The sequence below is a fragment of the Erwinia piriflorinigrans CFBP 5888 genome (assembly GCF_001050515.1).
Taxonomy (GTDB): domain Bacteria; phylum Pseudomonadota; class Gammaproteobacteria; order Enterobacterales; family Enterobacteriaceae; genus Erwinia; species Erwinia piriflorinigrans.
In genome coordinates, this window is the sequence record NZ_CAHS01000021.1 from 185672 (window position 1) to 203525 (window position 17854).

Annotated in this window: 14 protein-coding genes and 3 tRNA genes; 4 read left to right on the forward strand and 13 right to left on the reverse strand. The window is 55.2% G+C overall.

Going from position 1 to position 17854, the window contains the following annotated elements:
* Positions 1 to 63 precede the first annotated feature (63 nt).
* The 11 genes from hflX to orn all read right to left on the reverse strand — a co-directional run bounded on the left by hflX (position 64) and on the right by orn (position 10333).
* The gene (gene hflX / locus EPIR_RS15310; RefSeq protein WP_023656391.1) at positions 64 to 1344 is read right to left on the reverse strand and encodes a ribosome rescue GTPase HflX; all 1281 of its coding nucleotides are present in this window, start codon (positions 1342 to 1344) and stop codon (positions 64 to 66) included.
* Positions 1345 to 1574: 230 nt separating this feature from the next.
* Positions 1575 to 1886 (reverse strand): RNA chaperone Hfq, encoded by a 312-nt coding sequence (hfq, locus tag EPIR_RS15315; protein ID WP_023656393.1) that lies wholly within the window; start codon positions 1884 to 1886, stop codon positions 1575 to 1577.
* 101 nt (positions 1887 to 1987) lie between these two features.
* Positions 1988 to 2938 (reverse strand): tRNA (adenosine(37)-N6)-dimethylallyltransferase MiaA, encoded by a 951-nt coding sequence (miaA, locus tag EPIR_RS15320; protein ID WP_023656394.1) that lies wholly within the window; start codon positions 2936 to 2938, stop codon positions 1988 to 1990.
* Positions 2931 to 4766, reverse strand: coding sequence for a DNA mismatch repair endonuclease MutL (gene mutL / locus EPIR_RS15325; protein ID WP_023656395.1), 1836 nt, complete (start codon positions 4764 to 4766; stop codon positions 2931 to 2933). The genes miaA and mutL overlap by 8 nt, the downstream gene beginning before the upstream one ends.
* Before the next feature lie 14 nt (positions 4767 to 4780).
* A complete protein-coding gene (gene amiB / locus EPIR_RS15330) occupies positions 4781 to 6442 on the reverse strand; it encodes an N-acetylmuramoyl-L-alanine amidase AmiB (protein ID WP_023656396.1) in 1662 nt (553 codons plus the stop codon).
* Positions 6442 to 6918, reverse strand: coding sequence for a tRNA (adenosine(37)-N6)-threonylcarbamoyltransferase complex ATPase subunit type 1 TsaE (gene tsaE / locus EPIR_RS15335; RefSeq protein ID WP_023656397.1), 477 nt, complete (start codon positions 6916 to 6918; stop codon positions 6442 to 6444). Before tsaE ends, amiB begins: the two co-directional genes overlap by 1 nt.
* Positions 6915 to 8435 (reverse strand): bifunctional ADP-dependent NAD(P)H-hydrate dehydratase/NAD(P)H-hydrate epimerase, encoded by a 1521-nt coding sequence (gene nnr, locus EPIR_RS15340; RefSeq protein ID WP_023656398.1) that lies wholly within the window; start codon positions 8433 to 8435, stop codon positions 6915 to 6917. The genes tsaE and nnr overlap by 4 nt, the downstream gene beginning before the upstream one ends.
* 575 nt (positions 8436 to 9010) lie before the next feature.
* Positions 9011 to 9086: transfer RNA gene (locus EPIR_RS15345), tRNA-Gly, on the reverse strand.
* 328 nt (positions 9087 to 9414) lie between these two features.
* Positions 9415 to 9490 (reverse strand) — tRNA-Gly (locus tag EPIR_RS15350).
* A gap of 26 nt (positions 9491 to 9516) precedes the next feature.
* Positions 9517 to 9592 (reverse strand) — tRNA-Gly (locus EPIR_RS15355).
* 177 nt (positions 9593 to 9769) lie between these two features.
* On the reverse strand, positions 9770 to 10333 hold the full coding sequence (gene orn, locus EPIR_RS15360; RefSeq protein WP_048697844.1) for an oligoribonuclease: 564 nt from the start codon (positions 10331 to 10333) through the stop codon (positions 9770 to 9772).
* Positions 10334 to 10424: 91 nt separating this feature from the next.
* On the opposite strand from orn, the gene rsgA reads away from it, so the two are divergent.
* The 3 genes from rsgA (at position 10425) to mscM (ending at position 15828) form a co-directional block, all read left to right on the forward strand.
* Positions 10425 to 11486: a small ribosomal subunit biogenesis GTPase RsgA gene (rsgA, locus tag EPIR_RS15365; RefSeq protein WP_023656400.1), complete on the forward strand. Its 1062-nt coding sequence runs from the start codon at positions 10425 to 10427 to the stop codon at positions 11484 to 11486.
* 96 nt (positions 11487 to 11582) lie between these two features.
* Entirely contained in the window at positions 11583 to 12482 is a 900-nt protein-coding gene (gene asd / locus EPIR_RS15370) for an archaetidylserine decarboxylase (protein ID WP_023656401.1), read from the forward strand.
* A gap of 10 nt (positions 12483 to 12492) precedes the next feature.
* On the forward strand, positions 12493 to 15828 hold the full coding sequence (mscM, locus tag EPIR_RS15375) for a miniconductance mechanosensitive channel MscM (protein ID WP_023656402.1): 3336 nt from the start codon (positions 12493 to 12495) through the stop codon (positions 15826 to 15828).
* 106 nt (positions 15829 to 15934) lie between these two features.
* Here mscM and epmA read toward each other — a convergent pair whose 3' ends face one another.
* The gene (gene epmA / locus EPIR_RS15380) at positions 15935 to 16912 is read right to left on the reverse strand and encodes an elongation factor P--(R)-beta-lysine ligase (protein WP_023656403.1); all 978 of its coding nucleotides are present in this window, start codon (positions 16910 to 16912) and stop codon (positions 15935 to 15937) included.
* A 169-nt stretch (positions 16913 to 17081) separates the two neighbouring features.
* Between epmA and EPIR_RS15385 the strand changes: the two genes are divergently transcribed.
* Entirely contained in the window at positions 17082 to 17606 is a 525-nt protein-coding gene (locus tag EPIR_RS15385) for a lipocalin family protein (RefSeq protein ID WP_023656404.1), read from the forward strand.
* A 52-nt stretch (positions 17607 to 17658) separates the two neighbouring features.
* Here EPIR_RS15385 and EPIR_RS15390 read toward each other — a convergent pair whose 3' ends face one another.
* Positions 17659 to 17790 carry an entericidin A/B family lipoprotein gene (locus tag EPIR_RS15390; protein ID WP_012666850.1) on the reverse strand — a complete coding sequence of 44 codons (132 nt, stop codon included), beginning with the start codon at positions 17788 to 17790 and terminating at the stop codon, positions 17659 to 17661.
* Between the last annotated feature and the right edge of the window lie 64 nt (positions 17791 to 17854).

Sequence of the window (17854 nt, forward strand, 5' to 3'; positions counted from 1 at the left end):
TCAGGCAAAATCAGGCTGCGTCCCGCCACTGCGCGCGAACCTCGCTGCCGAAACATAGCCTTGTTAAACAATATAATCCACCAGCTCCGGTTCCTGTTTGCACAGTCGGCGCCAGTCGATGATGGGCATGCGCACCTGCAATCCCAGGCTGCCATCTTCTTCATTCCACTCTTTCTCTATCGCCTGCAGTTGGTAGAAACGACTGCGTAATCGTCCTGCTGCTGGCGGAAGACGTAACTCAAACTGCGCAATTTCGCCAGCCAGACGCTCGGTCAGCGCCTGGAACAGCAGCGGAATGCCCTCCCCGGTTTGCGCGGACAGCCACACCCTGACAGGCAGATTTTCTTCATTACGATCGATACGCGGTACAAAGCCGTCCAGCATATCAATTTTGTTCATCACCAGAAGGCCGGGGATCTCATCGGACTCTATTTCTTCCAGTACCACATTCACCGCATCGATGTTCTCTTCGATCCTCAGATCCGCTGCATCAACGATGTGCAGCAAAAGAGCCGCTTCACGGGTCTCTTGCAGAGTGGCTTTGAACGCCGCCACCAGGTCATGGGGCAAATGACGGATAAAACCTACGGTATCGGCCAGCACTACTTCGCCTACATCGACAACATCGACACGACGTAACGTGGGGTCGAGAGTGGCAAACAGCTGGTCGGCCGCGTAAACCTCCGCCGAGGTTAAGCGGTTAAACAGGGTAGATTTGCCGGCATTGGTATAACCCACCAGCGACACAGTCGGCACATCAGCCTTATTACGTGCTTGTCTGCCCTGCTCGCGCTGTTTTGACACGCGCTCAAGGCGGGAAAGGATCAGGGTGATACGGTTACGCAGTAAACGGCGGTCGGTTTCCAGCTGGGTTTCACCCGGGCCGCGTAGACCAATACCGCCTTTCTGGCGTTCAAGGTGCGTCCAACCGCGCACCAGACGCGTGGCAAGATGGCGCAGCTGTGCCAGTTCAACCTGTAATTTACCTTCGTGGGTACGGGCGCGTTGCGCGAAGATATCCAGGATCAGCCCTGTACGATCGATTACGCGGCACTCACACAGCGCTTCAAGATTTCGCTCCTGCGCCGGGCTCAGGGCATGATCGAACAGCACCACTGAGGCACCGCTTTCTTTTACCGCATCGGCAATTTCAACAGCTTTTCCCTCGCCGACGAAAAACTTAGGGTGAGGCGCTTTACGGCTGCCGGTGACGACACGCAGCGCTTCAACACCGGCGGATGACACCAGAGTTTCAAACTCCTGCAAATCATCCGTATCTTTGTCTTGCGAGAAATAGATGTGCACTAATACGGCCTGCTCACCGGCATCATAACGGTCAAACAAACTTAAAACCTCTCAATACCTTGTTAAACCTGCTGCGCGTTGGCCATACTGCGTCAATATCAGATTCAGGATAAGCGTCCGGTGTAAAGAACGGCATTTAGCACGGCCTTACGCCATATCAGCTGCGCGGCCAGCTAAACCAGACGAAATGTTATTACCACGTCGAGATACTGCCAGGACGGGGACCCGGGACACAAAGACTCCCCGTCATGGAGAAACAGCCACACGAGTTATTCGGCGTCAGCACTGTCTTGCTGAGGCTGAGATGAAGGTGCCTGATTGCTACTACTGTTATGATAGTTGCTGCTGCCGCCACCGGTATTATTGCTGTGATGAGAAACCGGACGGGACGGAACAACGGTAGAAATAGCGTGCTTGTACACCATCTGACTAACCGTGTTTTTCAAAAGAATTACAAACTGGTCAAATGACTCGATCTGGCCCTGCAGTTTGATGCCATTTACTAAATAAATCGAAACCGGAACACGTTCGCGACGCAGTGCGTTCAAGAACGGATCTTGTAATGATTGCCCCTTAGCCATTCTGTCTTTTCCTTATATGCTTGTTGTTTGTAACTTAAGAACCATGCGGCTCGAAATACGACGAAAAAAATTTGCGCAAAGTAAGCACCAATTGTACACAATCACCCAGGCTTCGCACTAAGAACCTGTAACACTCTGCTATACGCAGCATCAGGTTGTTCGCTGTCTAGCCAGTGAAGCTCTTTCCAGCCGCGTAGCCAGGTCATCTGACGCTTGGCCAACTGCCTTGTCGCACAAATTCCTCGATAAACCATGTCGTCGTAGTCAATTTCACCCGATAGATATGACCACATCTGGCGATAACCAACACAACGAATGGAAGGCATTTCCGTATGCAAATCACCTCGTGCAAAGAGAGCCCGAGCCTCCGCTTCAAATCCTGACGCCAGCATCTGATGAAAACGCTGCTCAATCCGCTGATGTATCAGTTCGCGACTTGCAGGTGCGATAGCAAACTGTGAGACATCATAGGGCAGCGCCTCACCCGACGTTTTTGTCAGTTCGGTTAAAGTTTTACCCGAAATAAAAAAAACTTCCAGTGCGCGCGAGAGTCTCTGCGGATCATTCGGATGAATACGATGGGCCGCAACGGGATCTATATCACATAATTGACGGTGCAAGGCTTCCCAACCTGCTTCACCCGCCATCTGCTCTATGCGCTGGCGTACCTCTGGATCCGCCGAGGGCAACGGCGATAATCCTTCCAGTAGCGCCTTGTAGTAAAGCATCGTGCCACCAACAAGCAGCGGAATATTGCCACGCCGGGTAATCTCCGCCATTTCAGCCAGCGCATCGCGACGAAATTCAGCGGCAGAATAGGCCTCCGAAGGGTCGCGGATGTCCAGCAAGCGATGGGGTGCAAGCGCCAACTCCTCTGCGGAGGGTTTAGCGGTGCCAATATCCATACCGCGATAAATCAGCGCTGAGTCAACGCTAATCAGCTCAACCGGCAGCGCCTGGCGTAGTGCAATCGCCAATGCCGTCTTGCCGGAAGCTGTCGGCCCCATCAAAAATATTGCCTTAGGCAGGCCAGCCGTGGATTGTTCACTCATGCTTCAGGGCGTTCATCGCCATTTCAATATCGACGTTTTGCAATAATCCAGAAGGTGGCGATTTCACTAACTTTGGACAAAGCCTTTCGACTTCTGCCAACAGGGTAATCGCCTGCGAGTGATTCCAGTACTGATGCTCAGATGCCGACTGGCGCGCGAACCACTGCGCCAGTTGAGATGCTGTAACATCCTGATGCTGGGCCAAATACCCTAACATTTCTGGAATCAAGTTTTGTAAATTTTGTTGGCGTAACGGTAAAGGCACGGCCCGCAGCATCACATGATGCGCGTCAAACTGTAGGTCAATACCCATCTGATTCAGCAGGTCGCTACAGCGGCTCCCGGCATCACGTTCAGTTTTATCCAGCTTCAACCGCACCGGAATGAGCAGCGGCTGAGGCTTCAACCCCTCACTACCGGGTTCCAGTTGCGCCTGCTTCAGCCAGCGCTCGGCTACCGCCAGCGCCAGCAGCGCCAAACCTTTTTTGCCCTCAAGCAGCGCATACTGTTCCCGAACTACCGTCAGTACGCGGCCAAAGCTGTGCGTATGTGCGCCCAACGGCGGCTCTTGGTTCTTCGTGACGGATGCGGGTGCAGGCAAGGGCTCTTCACTGCGCGCGGACGTTTGCAGCAGCTGTTGATAGACCGCGCCTTCGCGCTTTTGGTATATCGGCTCCTGACGCTGCCCGCTACTGCTGCCGGTTGAAGTCGGACGCGGGACTGCGGCTGGCGTTGGGGTGGCGAAGTGGTTACCTCCCGCCGCCTGGCGGTTTTCCGGCTGCCAGCGTTCGGCCGGCTGAACAGTAGCAATTTCAGGCAGCGTCTCCGCGCCACTTTCCTGTAACACGCTGACCACGCCCTGATAAATAAAGTCATGCACCAGCCGGGACTGATGAAAGCGGACCTCATGTTTGGCTGGATGGACGTTGACGTCCACCTGATGCGGATCGATTTCCAGATAGAGTACATAAGCAGGCTGGTGCCGATCGCCTAACTTGTCCTGGTAGGCCTGACGGATGGCATGATTAATCAGGCGGTCACGCATCATACGCCCATTAACGTAACAGTATTGCAGTTCGCTTAATGCTTTCGAACCGGCCGGATCGGCCACCCAACCGTGCAAACTCAGCTCACTATGCTGCCAGGAAATTTTCAGGGCGTGAGTGAGAAAGGCAGTACCGCAGATGGCGCCAAGACGACGCTCACGCTGGCTGTCATCGCTTACCGCACGATATTGACGTACCAGCTTGCCGTTATGGCTGAGCGATAGGGCAACGTCAAAGCGCACCAGCGCAATGCGCCGGATAATCTCATCAATATGGGTAAATTCGGTTTTCTCGGTGCGCATAAATTTGCGTCGCGCCGGCGTATTATAAAACAGATCGAGCACTTCGAGCGTAGTGCCCACCGGATGCGCAGCAGGCTTAACGGTCACTGCCTGATCGCGCCCTTCCGCATAGGCCTGCCAGGCTTCGTTTTGCGCGTCCGTACGCGAGGTGAGCGTCAGGCGTGATACCGAACTGATACTGGCCAGCGCTTCACCACGAAAGCCGAGGCTGATAATGGCCTCAAGGTCATCCAGACTGGCGATTTTGCTGGTCGCGTGACGCGCTAATGCCATTGCCAGTTCATCTTTAGCGATCCCGCAACCGTTATCACGAATGCGGATCAGTTTCGCGCCGCCCTTTTCAATATCGATATCAATGCGCGTGGCCCCGGCATCCAGGCTGTTTTCCACCAACTCCTTCACCACTGACGCCGGGCGCTCAACCACCTCTCCGGCGGCGATCTGGTTAGCAAGCTGCGGCGGTAAGACCTGAATGGGCATTGAATATCCTTAGTTTATGAAGCGGGTATAATCAGCGTCTGTCCCAGCATCACATTCTGCGACTTCAGCTTATTTGCCCGCTGGACGGCCTGCGGACTGACGCCATAGTGGGCGGCAATTTGCGTCAGTGAGTCACCGCGCACGACTTTATGCCTGACAGACTTAGCACGCTTCACCGCGCTGAGGGGCTGGCTCCCCGCCGGTACTTTCAGGCGCTGCCCGACCCATACCACGTCTTTTTTCAACGTATTCATCGCACGCAGAGTCGTCATGCTGACGCCATAATGTGCAGCGATACCTGACAGCGTCTCTCCAGTTTTCACCACATGGCGCTGGCTGGCAGCGGCAGGCAACGTGCCTGTCGGGGCCGGGTTAATCACGGGTTTAACCGCCGCTGCGGACTGCAACGGTCGGTTTTCCTCCTTTGGGACGGTTTGTAGCGGGTGCGCCAGGAAATAGTTGCGCAAGCCTTTATATATCGACTCGGCAATTTTCTGCTGGTAAGCGCTACTGCCAAGCAGCCGCTCCTCCGAAGGATTACTGATAAAGCCGGTTTCCACCAGCAAAGAAGGAATATCCGGTGAGCGCAGTACGCCCAGGCTGGCGTGTTCCGGTTTACGTTTATGCAGGGCGCCCACACGTTGCAGCTGTGCGATAACCTTTACCGCCACATCATATCCCACTCTCTGCGAGTGGCCGAACTGTAAGTCCAGCACGGCCTGGCTCAGATACGGGTCGGTCTGGCTGTTAGCCAGTAGGTCACCGGCACCGCCCAGCAGCTCAGACTGCTTCTCATGCTGCTCCAGCCAGCCCGCCATTTCGCTATTGGCACGGCGGTTTGACAGCACCCATACTGAAGCACCGGAGGCACTACGATTAGGCGCAGCGTCTGCGTGAATGGATACCAGCAGATTGGCATTCTGCTTACGCGCAACTTCCGAACGGCCCATCACGGAAATAAAATAGTCACCATCACGGGTCATCACCCCTTTAAACATCGGATCGGCATTCAACAGTGCTTTCAGTTTGTGACCGATGGCAATAGTCACATTTTTTTCTTTCAGCCCGCCGCCGCCAATCGCACCGGGATCCTGTCCACCGTGTCCGGCATCAATGGCGACAATTACCGTATCGCTGCTGCTGCGGGCACGGCGCGGACGAGCCACCTCATTACCGCTGCTAACCTTAGTGACGCGATTCGTATCAAACGGGCTTTTCGCCGGGGCGCTAGTCGGGTGCGAAATCACGTTGCCGCTGGCGTTGACAGTGCGGCTCGCCGTAGGTGCGGTCTGGTTGCCAGTGACGGTAAACACCACATTGTAACGGCTGCCATCACGCTGGGTAACCGCGCGGGTTTTGCCACGCCGGGTTAAATCAAAGACCAGGCGAATGCTTTGGCTGTCTTTTGCCTTACTGGCACGAATACGTTTAACGATATTGTTGCCGCTGAAATCCAGCGGCAACCCGCGCACAATGGCGCTTTGCCGAATGTCCAGCACCACGCGTTCGGGATTATGCAGCGGGAAAAAGGCATACACCGGCTGACCGGCAAAGCTCAGGGTAATTTGCGCTTCATTGCTACCGTTAGATACGTTGATATCTGACAGGTTGGCGGCCCCCGATGCAAATGAACAGCAAACGAGAGCCAGCAGAAACCAGCACTTAAAGCGCCTCATCATGCCTCACCTCGTTCAGCGGTCATGCGCTGCACCATCGCCTCACCAACTGGCGAGCAGGCACGTAGCAGCGCTTCGCGGGCGTGGCCCTGATAACTCAGATGCAGTTCCAGATCAGGCTCAGGCAGCACGCCTGTCCCCTGCTGGGGCCACTCAACCAGACACAAACTGTCAGGGCCAAAGTAGTCACGTATGCCCATAAACTCGAGCTCTTCGGGATCGGACAGGCGATAGAGGTCAAAGTGGTACACCCGGCGGTCGGGCAACACATAAGGCTCGACCAGAGTGTAAGTCGGGCTTTTCACGTTGCCCTGGTGGCCAAGCGCCTGCAAGAATCCGCGACTGAAGGTGGTTTTACCTGCTCCCAGGGAACCATACAAATAGAGGGTCGCCGCACCTTCACAGATGCGGGCCAGACTGGCACCCAATTCAAGGGTTGCTGCCTCATCGGGCAGTGCAATTACACAGGTTTTCATGCTTTCGTATTCGGGATCTCAGGATTGACAAACAAATGCAGCTCGGAAAAGAGATCGGTGGCCAACATGCCGCGTGTACCACGACGTTGTGCCACCGCATCAGCTGCCGCGCCATGCACGACACATCCTGCGCAGGCGGCCTCGTACAGTGGGAGCTTTTGCCCCACCAGACTGCCGATGATACCAGATAAAACATCTCCCATTCCCCCACTGGCCATACCGGCGTTACCTACGTCAGCAATCGCTAACTTATCTCCGCCTGCAATCAGCGTACCGGCGCCTTTCAGCACCACTACGCCGCCATAACGCTTGACCAAGCGATGTGCCGCGAGTAAGCGGTCACTCTCAATTTCGTCGGTTTTCACATTCAGCAATCGGGCTGCTTCACCGGGATGGGGCGTAATGATTCGATTTTGACGTTTATCGGGGCTGATTGCCAGCAGGTTAAGCGCGTCGGCATCCCAAAGCATAGGTTTCTGAGAGTGTTCTACTTTTCTGAGCGCCTTTTTACCCCATTCTCCCTGGCCAAGTCCGGGTCCAATCACAATCATATCGGCCCACTCCAGCCCGCTCTCAAGGGTTGCAGCACTGAGTTCTTGTACCATCAGCTCGGGGCGGGCGGTGAGCAGCGGGCCTAAGTTATCTTTGTGAGTGAGTACTCGCACAAGTCCCGATCCGCTGCGCAGCGCTGCTTCTGCCGTCATGCGGATGGCACCGGCGGTGCCGTGGTCTCCACCAACCACCAGAAGGCGACCCTGATCGCCTTTGTGCGATGTTGGACGTCGCGGCGGCAGCCAGTTTGCCAGATGGCTGGGGTTATAGCGCGCCATCGGTGCGGACTGAGTCGTCAACCACGGCTGCAATCCCAGACTGTGATAATGCAGCTGTCCGACAACATCGCGCGCCTTCCCTGTCAGCAGTCCCGGTTTAAGGGCAATAAAAGTAAGAGTATGGGCAGCGTTGATAACTAAACCGGGCGTTGTGCCATTAGCAGCTACTAACCCAGACGGGATATCCAGAGCAAAAACCGGCGCTGCATGCTGGTTAGCCTGACTAATCAGGGTTGCACAGGTCTCTTCCGGCGACCGGTTCAGTCCGGTGCCCAACAGCGCATCGATAATCAAATCTGTCGATTCTGGCCATACGATCGCCGTATCATGAATAACGCCACCCGCAGCCAGCCATGCCTCACGCGCTTGCTGCGCTTCATCCGGCAAGGGTTTACGGCCATCAACGGCGATCAGTGTGACCGCCAACCCGGCTGACTGCGCCAGCCTGGCCACGATATAACCATCGCCGCCGTTATTGCCATGCCCACAGAGGATCAGCCAGTGATGCGCTGTCGGCCACTGCTGGCATAGCAAATTGAAAGCCGCTTCTCCGGCGCGCTGCATCAGTTCAAACAGGGTGATACCGAGAAAGTCGGCCCCCTCTTGCTCGAGCTGCGTTAGCGCCTCTGCTGGCCAGACAGCATCAGGCAGTCCGGCACGCTCTTTTTGCGAGTTCAGGCTATTCATCTCACATCCTCTTGATTTCCATCAACTTGCTTGCACATTAAACCGTCTCATTAAGCACGTTACCCGGGATAGCGACCCGGTAATATATTTACTGACTTGATGAGTGCGCGCAGAAAACGGGTAACCGTAGGAGGTTATACGAATTTACGCCGGGTCGCGATCACCTCAAAGTATTGTCGAACTGGCTCAAAAAGCCTGGCAGAATGAATTTATCTGGAGGTGTGAAATGTGCAGTGAGGAGATAAAATAACTGATGCGTGGTCTTGTCACAGGAAGAGTGGCGTCAAAGAGCAGACTTTTCCACATGCTGTGCATAAAAATAAAAAATCGTTGTCATTCAATCGTCACAGCAAACGCAAGTGATTAAAATAACAAATTGAAATATTTTAAATAAGATAAAAAACAACAATTTATAGATTAAAGCAGGAATTTGCTGACCCAGGCATGATAGCTGGCCGCGAATGAAAGGTGTGGATAACTCTGTTTACAACGATTTTAGAACACGGAAGAATATGCTGTCTAACAGCGAGTAAAGCTGTGGACAATTTTTAGCGATAAGTGAGGAAAATATAATTTGGAGCGGGAAACGAGACTCGAACTCGCGACCCCGACCTTGGCAAGGTCGTGCTCTACCAACTGAGCTATTCCCGCTTAGATATGGTGCTGATTTATTGCGCTAAAAGCTTATAACTAGTTGATTGCTATGACTTTTAACCACCTCTTTTGCAAGAGAGGTCGCTATTATGGACCTGTTTTTTTACGCTGGCAAGGCTTGCGCGAAAAAAAATTTATCCTGACCCGATATTACGTTACGCCAGCAGTTTCTCTGTCGGTTTGCGGCTGACATGGCTGCGGCGGCAAATGAAGCGGGTCATTCCGGGACCGTCTTTCATCACGGTAGTACAGAAACAAAAAAAGAGCCTCACGGCTCTTTTTTTGTAGGTTTGCACATCGAATAAGGCATCTGCAAACCGAATTTTGGAGCGGGAAACGAGACTCGAACTCGCGACCCCGACCTTGGCAAGGTCGTGCTCTACCAACTGAGCTATTCCCGCTTGGGTGGTGCTTTTGGTACTAAATTTGGAGCGGGAAACGAGACTCGAACTCGCGACCCCGACCTTGGCAAGGTCGTGCTCTACCAACTGAGCTATTCCCGCTTAGGCGCAACGATAAAATTCATCACCGTTACGGGTTGCGCATTATACGAGGATTTCTTTTCATCGCAACCCCGTAAATCACAAAACTTCAATTTCACACGCTGACTGCTGATTAAACCAGCGTAATGACGGTTTTAACAGCAAAAAAGGCGATATTATCCCGACAAGCCCACGCCGTTAGTCGGCCTGAGGGGCTGCCAGCTGAATGAAATGTTCACGGTAGTAAGCCAGCTCCGCCACCGACTCACGTATATCATCCAACGCCTGGTGAGTCCCCTGCTTCTTAAAGCCTGGGAGGATCTCCGGTTTCCAGCGACGCGCCAGCTCTTTCAGCGTACTGACATCCAGATATCGGTAGTGGAAGTAGGCTTCCAGCTCCGGCATATATTTGAACAGGAAGCGGCGATCCTGGCCAATACTGTTACCACAAATCGGTGAACTATTAGCAGGAACCCACTGTTTCAGGAACTCGATAGTTGCCAGTTCGGCGGCGCGATCGTTGACCTGACTGGCTTTTACCCGTTCGACCAGACCACTATGAGTATGGGTACGCACGTTCCACTCATCCATCAGTCCAAGCTGCGCGTCGGACTGATGCACGGCAAATACCGGGCCTTCGGCAAGAATATTCAGATCGGCATCCGTCACCAGCGTGGCGATCTCAATAATGCGGTCCTGTTCCGGGTTCAGCCCGGTCATCTCAAGATCAATCCAAATCAGGTTGTTAGCATTTGCGGTCATAGTGTGTCTCGGCGGCATCGTAGTGAATTAAAGTGTATGATAGACGTTTTGCCCTGCCAGGGCGAAATATGCCGAAACGGTGTGAGGAACAGTGAGCAAAAACAAACTATCCAAAGGTCAGCAACGTCGCGTCAGTGCCAACCACGATCGTCGCCTGAAACAGCGTGCTGATAAACCTGAGCCAGATGACAATCTGTTCGGCGAAGTGCGCGATGGCATGGTGATCAGCCGGTTTGGTATGCATGCCGACGTGGAAGATGCGGATGGTTCCGTGCACCGCTGTAATATTCGGCGCACCATTCGCTCATTGGTTACCGGTGACCGCGTGCGCTGGCGACCGGGCGTGGAAGGCGGGGCTACCGTGAAAGGTATTGTGGAAGCGGTACATGAGCGCACTTCGGTGCTGACCCGCCCTGACTTCTACGACGGTGTGAAACCCATCGCCGCCAACATCGATCAGATCGTGATCGTCTCGGCTATTCTGCCGGAGCTGTCGCTCAATATTATCGACCGTTATCTGGTCGCCAGTGAGACCCTGAACGTGGAGCCACTGCTGGTACTGAACAAAACCGACCTGCTCGATGATGAAGGCCGCGAATTTGTTGATGAGCAGATGGAGATCTACCGTCATATCGGTTATCGCGTGCTGATGGTTTCCAGCCACAAAAAAGAGGGCCTGCGCGAACTGGAAGAGGCGCTGGTCGGCCGCGTCAGCATCTTCGCCGGTCAGTCCGGCGTGGGCAAATCCAGCCTGCTGAATGCCCTGTTGGGCCTTGAACTGGGTGGTGAAGAGATCCTGACCAACGATGTTTCCGATGTTTCCGGCCTTGGCCAGCACACCACCACCGCCGCCCGCCTGTACCATTTCCCGCACGGCGGCAATGTTATCGACTCCCCCGGCGTACGTGAATTTGGTTTGTGGCACCTGGAGCCGGAACAAATCACCCGTGGATTTGTCGAATTCCGTGATTACTTAGGCGGTTGTAAGTTCCGCGACTGTAAACATGATACCGATCCGGGCTGCGCCATTCGCGAAGCGGTAGATAAAGGCGAAATCGACGAGTCGCGCTTCGTCAACTACCACCATATTCTGGAAAGTATGTCTGAAGTGCAGGCGAAAACTCGCCGCAGCTTCTCTGCGGACAAAGAGTGACAACCTGCTATCGGGCGAGTCATAGCCTAAAACGGCGGGCGCTGGTACAATCCGCCCACTTCAATTTTTACAGTTTGCTCAAGCCAGGAGGCTAACGTGTTGGATCGTATTAAACTCGGCCTGAACCATTTTTTGCCTAAAAAAGCCCTGACTGAACTGGCCGGTTGGGGAGCCAGCAAACGTGGTGGACGGCTGACCAAAGCCGTAATTGATGTTTTTGTCTGGCACTATAAAGTCGATATGAAAGAGGCGCAGAAGCCCGATACCGCCAGCTATCGTACCTTCAATGATTTCTTCGTCCGCCCACTGCGCGACGAAGCACGCCCGATTGAAACCGATCCTAACCAGCTGGTTCTGCCTGCCGATGGCGCGATCAGCCAGCTTGGCCCTATTCAGGGCGATCAGATTTTTCAGGCTAAGGGCCACACTTACTCACTGGAAGCGCTGCTGGCCGGTAATGTCGCCATGACCGACATGTTCCGCAACGGCGAGTTTGTAACCACTTACCTTGCGCCGCGCGACTATCACCGCGTGCATATGCCTTGTAACGGTATTCTGCGCGAAATGATCTATGTGCCGGGCGATCTCTATTCGGTCAATCCCTTAACGGCACAAAATATTCCCAATCTGTTTGCCCGTAATGAGCGCGTCATCTGCCGCTTTGATACTGAATTTGGCCCGATGGTGCAGATTCTGGTGGGCGCAACCATTGTTGGCAGCATCGAAACCGTTTGGTCGGGAACCGTTACACCACCGCGTGAAGGCGTGATCAAACGCTGGAGCTGGCCGGGTGCCGATGAAGAAGGTGCAGTGGTCTTGCTCAAGGGACAGGAGATGGGCCGCTTCAAACTTGGCTCCACGGTGATTAACCTGTTTGCCGAGGGTAAGGTGAAACTGGCTGAAAACCTGACGGCCGGCAGTCAAACCCGTCTTGGCGCAACGCTCGCCACTGCGCTGCAGAAAGAGAGTGCCGAAGACGTCCTTCATCACCCATAACGGGATCGCCATGTCACGTCTGATTCTGACTCTTTTGTTAGGCTGGAGCTTGCTCCAGCCGGTTTATGCCGTTGGCTTACCGGATTCGTCGCAGATCAAGCAGGAGCTTGAGGAGGCGAAGTCCACCAAAGCCAGCGCCAGTCAGACGGCGACTGTCGAAGCGCTGCAATCCGCATTGAACTGGCTGGATGAACGCCAGCAGTCTCTCGATCGGGCGCGGGATTACCAACAGGTTATCGATAACTTCCCCAAGCTGTCGCGCGAGTTACGCCAGCAGATCGCCACCCCGCCCGACGGCAAAAAACCGCTGCGCAGCAACATGAGCGCGGCCGAGCTCGAACAGGAGATCCTGCAAGGTAGCAGCCAGCTGCTGGAGGAGAGTCGTCAGGTTCAGCAGGAGCAGGATCGCGCCCGAGAAATCAGTGACTCCCTTTCTCAGCTACCACAGCAGCAAACCGAAGCTCGCCGTGCGTTGAGCGATATTGAGCGCCGCCTACAGGGGCAGCCTTCCCCGACTTCCGCCGCAGCCCAGGCACAACGGGCGCAGCGTCAGGCTGAATCCGCCGCACAGAAGGCGCGGGTCGATGAGTTGGAGCTGGCGCAATTATCAGCCAACAATCGCCAGGAGCTGGCGCGCATGCGCGCCGAAGTTCACCAGCGTAAGGCCACCGAACTGGATGACTGGCTACAGGATCTGCGCAACCAGCTAAACAGCCAGCGCCAGCGCGAAGCCGAACTGGCGTTGGAACGTACCGAACAGCTGGCAGAAGACAGCGGCGCGATGCCGCATGGCATTGCTGAACAGTTCCGCATTAATCGTGAGCTGTCCGCCGCGCTGAATCAGCAGGCGCAGCGTATGGATCTGGTCGCTTCTCAACAACGTACCGCCACCAACCAAACCATTCAGGTACGTCAGGCACTGAGTACCATTCGCGAACAGTCGCAGTGGCTGGGCGTGTCGAACGTGCTGGGTGAAGCGCTGCGTGCACAGGTCGCCCGCCTGCCCGAGATGCCAAAACCGCAGCAGCTGGATAACGAAATGGCCCAGCTGCGCGTACAGCGCCTGCATTATGAATCTTTGATGGAGCAGCAGCCGTCGCTGCGGCAGCTTCGCCAGGATGACAACAGTAACCTGACCAACGAGCAGGAACGCATTCTCACTGCGCAGTTAAGAACCCAGCGCGAACTGCTGGCCTCACTGCTTTCCGGCTGCGATACCCTGATTCTGGAAGTGACCAAGCTGAAAGTAGGCAACAGCCAGCTGGTGGATGCGCTCAATGAAGTGAAAGAAGCCACCCACCGTTATCTGTTCTGGACCGCCGACGTCAGTGCGCTGAGCTTCAGTTATCCGATCGATTTGGCCCACGATCTGAAGCGTATGCTATCGCTGGATACTCTCGGCCAGTTGGGGGGAGCCATGGTGATGATGGTCACCAGCCGCGAAACTCTGCTCCCCCTCTTTGCGGCCATTGCGCTGGTCGGCTTTAGCATAAGCTCGCGCCGCCACTTCCGCGCATTTCTGGAACGGGCCTCCAGCAAGGTAGGCAAGGTCACCCAGGATCAGTTCAGTTTGACGATACGCACCGTATTCTGGTCAATCCTGGTGGCGCTGCCGCTACCGGTTCTCTGGGCGGCGCTGGGCTACGGTTTACAGCACGCCTGGCCCTGGCCGATTGCGGTCGCCATCGGCGATGGCGTCACCGCCAGCGTGCCGCTGCTGTGGGCGTTTATGATCTGCAATACCTTTGCCCGTCAGCAAGGACTGTTTATTGTGCACTTCCGCTGGCCGCGCAGCCGCGTGGCGCGTGCAATGCGTTTCTATACGCTGTGCATCGGGCTGGTGGTGCCGCTGATGATGCTGCTGATCGCCTTCGATAATTTACAGGATCGTGAGTTCTCCCCCACCCTCGGCCGCCTGTGTTTTATTCTGATCTGCGGGGCGCTGAGCATGGTGACGGTCAGCCTGAAGCGTGCCGGTATCCCGCTGCATTTGGACAAAGAGGGCAACGGCGAAAACTTTATCAATAACGTGTTGTGGAATGTGATGATCGCCATTCCCATGCTGGCGGCGCTGGCTTCCTGCATTGGCTACCTGGAAACCTCCCAGGCTCTGCTGGCCAGGGTGGAAACCTCGCTGGCTATCTGGTTCCTGCTGCTGGTGATTTACCACATTATTCGGCGCTGGATGCTGATCCAGCGCCGACGCATTGCCTTCGATCGCGCGCGAACACGCCGTGCGGAAATCCTTGCCCAGCGCGCGCGCAGTGAAGAGGAACTGACCGCCCAGCAGACCGCCGCCGATAATATAGAAATCGAAGAACCCGTTATCGATCTGGACGCCATCAGCGCACAGTCACTGCGGCTGGTGCGCTCGATCCTGACGCTAATCGCCCTGGTTTCGGTGATCCTGCTGTGGTCAGAGATCCATTCCGCCTTTGGTTTCCTGGAGAATATCCGCCTGTGGGATGTCAGCACCACCGTCCAGGGGGTCGAGAGCCTGCAACCGATTACGCTGGGATCGGTGATGATCGCCACTCTGGTATTGATCATCACCACCCAGCTGGTACGCAATATGCCCGCGCTGCTGGAACTGGCGCTGTTACAGCACCTCAGCCTGACGCCAGGTACCGGCTACGCCATCACCACCCTGACCAAATATCTGCTGATCCTGATCGGCGGCCTGGCGGGCTTTGCCATGATTGGCATCGACTGGTCCAAATTACAGTGGCTGGTTGCCGGTCTGAGCCTGGGGCTCGGTTTTGGCCTACAGGAGATTTTCGCCAACTTTATGTCGGGTCTGATCCTTCTGTTTGAAAAACCAATCCGCATTGGCGATACCGTGACCATCCGCGATCTGACCGGCAACATCACGCGTATTAATACCCGTGCTACTACCATCACTGACTGGGATCGCAAAGAGATTATCGTGCCGAACAGGGCGTTTATCACCGAGCAGTTTATCAACTGGTCGCTGTCGGATTCCGTTACCCGCGTCGTGCTTAACATTCCGGCTCCGGCAGAAGCCAATAGCGACGAAGTGACCAACCTGCTGTTGACGGCTGCACAGCGCTGTAGCTACGTGCTGGAAACGCCGCAGCCGGAGGCCTTCCTCGTGGATTTACAGCAGGGTATCCAGTTATTTGAACTGCGTATTCACGCCGCCGAGATGGGGCACCGAATGCCGCTGCGTCATGAGCTGCACCAGCTGATCCTCCGTGGCTTCCAGGAGCACGGCCTGGAGATGCCGTTCCCACCGTTCCAGGTGCGTATGGAAACTCTCGGACGTAAAACCCCTGCCAGCAACGGCGCACCGGCGGCACGCAGCTATAAGTCCGGCGGGCTTTAGCACAACGGGCCACGGCATACGCCGTGCAATAGCGGCTCACGACCGACGCACTGCGCGTATCCGATCGTGAGCAGCCAGCTTACCGTGCTAAGCCGCTGCCTGGCAGCTAGCAGCGATCTACCGTAAAGGCGATGACGTCACTCAGTTGTTCAGCCTTCAGCGCCAGCATCACCAAACGGTCAACGCCTAACGCCACGCCGGAGCTTTCCGGCATCCCCGCGCTAAGGGCATCCAGCAGATAAGTATCAATCGGCTGCTGCGGTAACCCGGCGGCGGCACGTTTGCGATTATCCTGCTCAAAACGCTGACGCTGTTCACGGCTGTCGGTCAGTTCACGGAAACCGTTCGCCAGCTCAATGCCCTTAAAGTAGACTTCGAAACGCTCGGCCACACGGTGATCTTCCGGGCTAATTTCAGCCAGCGCGGCCTGGCTCGCCGGGAAGTGATACACAAACGCCGGTTTCTCTTTGCCAATTTCTGGCTCAACGCCGAGCACAAACAGCAGCTGTAGCAGCGTATCGCGGTCTTCTTCGCGATTGGCGAGGTCACCCGCGCCGAGTTTCTCCGCCACTTCGCGCAGCTGGGCTTTATCTGCCGACAGAGGATCAATCTCAAGATGACGCTGAAATGCCTGCTGATAGGACAGGGTTTCTGCCGGCGCACACTCCAGCACCTGCTGCAACAGGTCATCGACCTCATTCATCAGGCGGTACATATCATAGTGCGGGCGATACCACTCCAGCATGGTAAATTCCGGGTTATGATGACGTCCCATCTCTTCATTGCGGAAGCTGCGGCACAGCTGATAAATCGGCCCGCTGCCCGCTGCCAGCAGGCGCTTCATATGGTATTCCGGGCTGGTCATCAGATACAGGTCGATGCCCGCTGCGGCCCCTGGGCCGACAAACCGCGTCTGGAAGGGAAACAGGTGCACATCGGTCACCGTTGCCTGGCTCATCGCCGGAGTTTCCACTTCCAACACGCCACGATCGGCAAAGAAACGCCGGATTTCAGCCATAATCGCCGCACGCTTTAACAGGTTGGCGATCGATGCACTCGGCTGCCAGCTGGCCGTATCGTTCATCTTTTCTACTCCAAAGTCAGTCAGGGGGGGAAGTCTACCTGTCCATGCCGCTGCACACAATTCACAGCAGAATAATTCCCGCAATGGCGGCGGTAAACCGTTCCCGGCAGAGGCAGAGTTGAGGTTTAGGTCTATACTGTAATAATTGATAAATAAAGGAATAATTTCTATGAAGTTGTGGAAAAAGGTCACAGCAATTGCTGGTGCACTGCTCTCTGTAGCCTGTAGCACCACCCCGCCACAGGGCGTGACGCCAGTGGCGAATTTTGACAGCAACCGCTATCTCGGTCGCTGGTACGAAATTGCCCGCTTTAATCACCCTTTTGAACGCGGGCTGGATCATGTCACCGCCAGCTACAGCCAACGCGACGATGGCGGGCTGAAAGTGGTTAATCGCGGCTTTAATTCGAAAAAGCAGCGCTGGCAGGAGAGCACGGGTAAAGCTTACTTTACTGGCCAGAACGATCGCGCCGCGCTGAAAGTCTCTTTCTTCGGCCCTTTTTACGCGGGCTATAACGTGATAGCGCTGGATAAAGATTATCAGCATGCGCTGGTCTGTGGGCCAAATCGCGACTATCTGTGGATGTTATCGCGCACGCCGCAGCTGGATGAGCAGGTTAAGCAGGATCTGATTGAAGAGGCGCGTAGGGCCGGATTTGCGGTAGATCAGCTGATCTGGATCGATCAACGCTAAGCCTGAAGGATAAAGGGCACAGGCCGGTGCGAGGCACCAGCCTGTCAGCAAACTACTGCGTGCTTCTCTGAATCGCCTTACCACCTGCCTCAACATCTTCACCCACGCCACGCGTGGTATTGCAGGCCGTGAGTACGGAAGCGAACACCAGAACAGAAAGCAGAGCAACAATACCTTTCTTCATAGCCTTTTCCTTTTCTTTAGAGTTTAAGCACTGCGTTATAAGCATAGCCACGATCTCTCCGGCT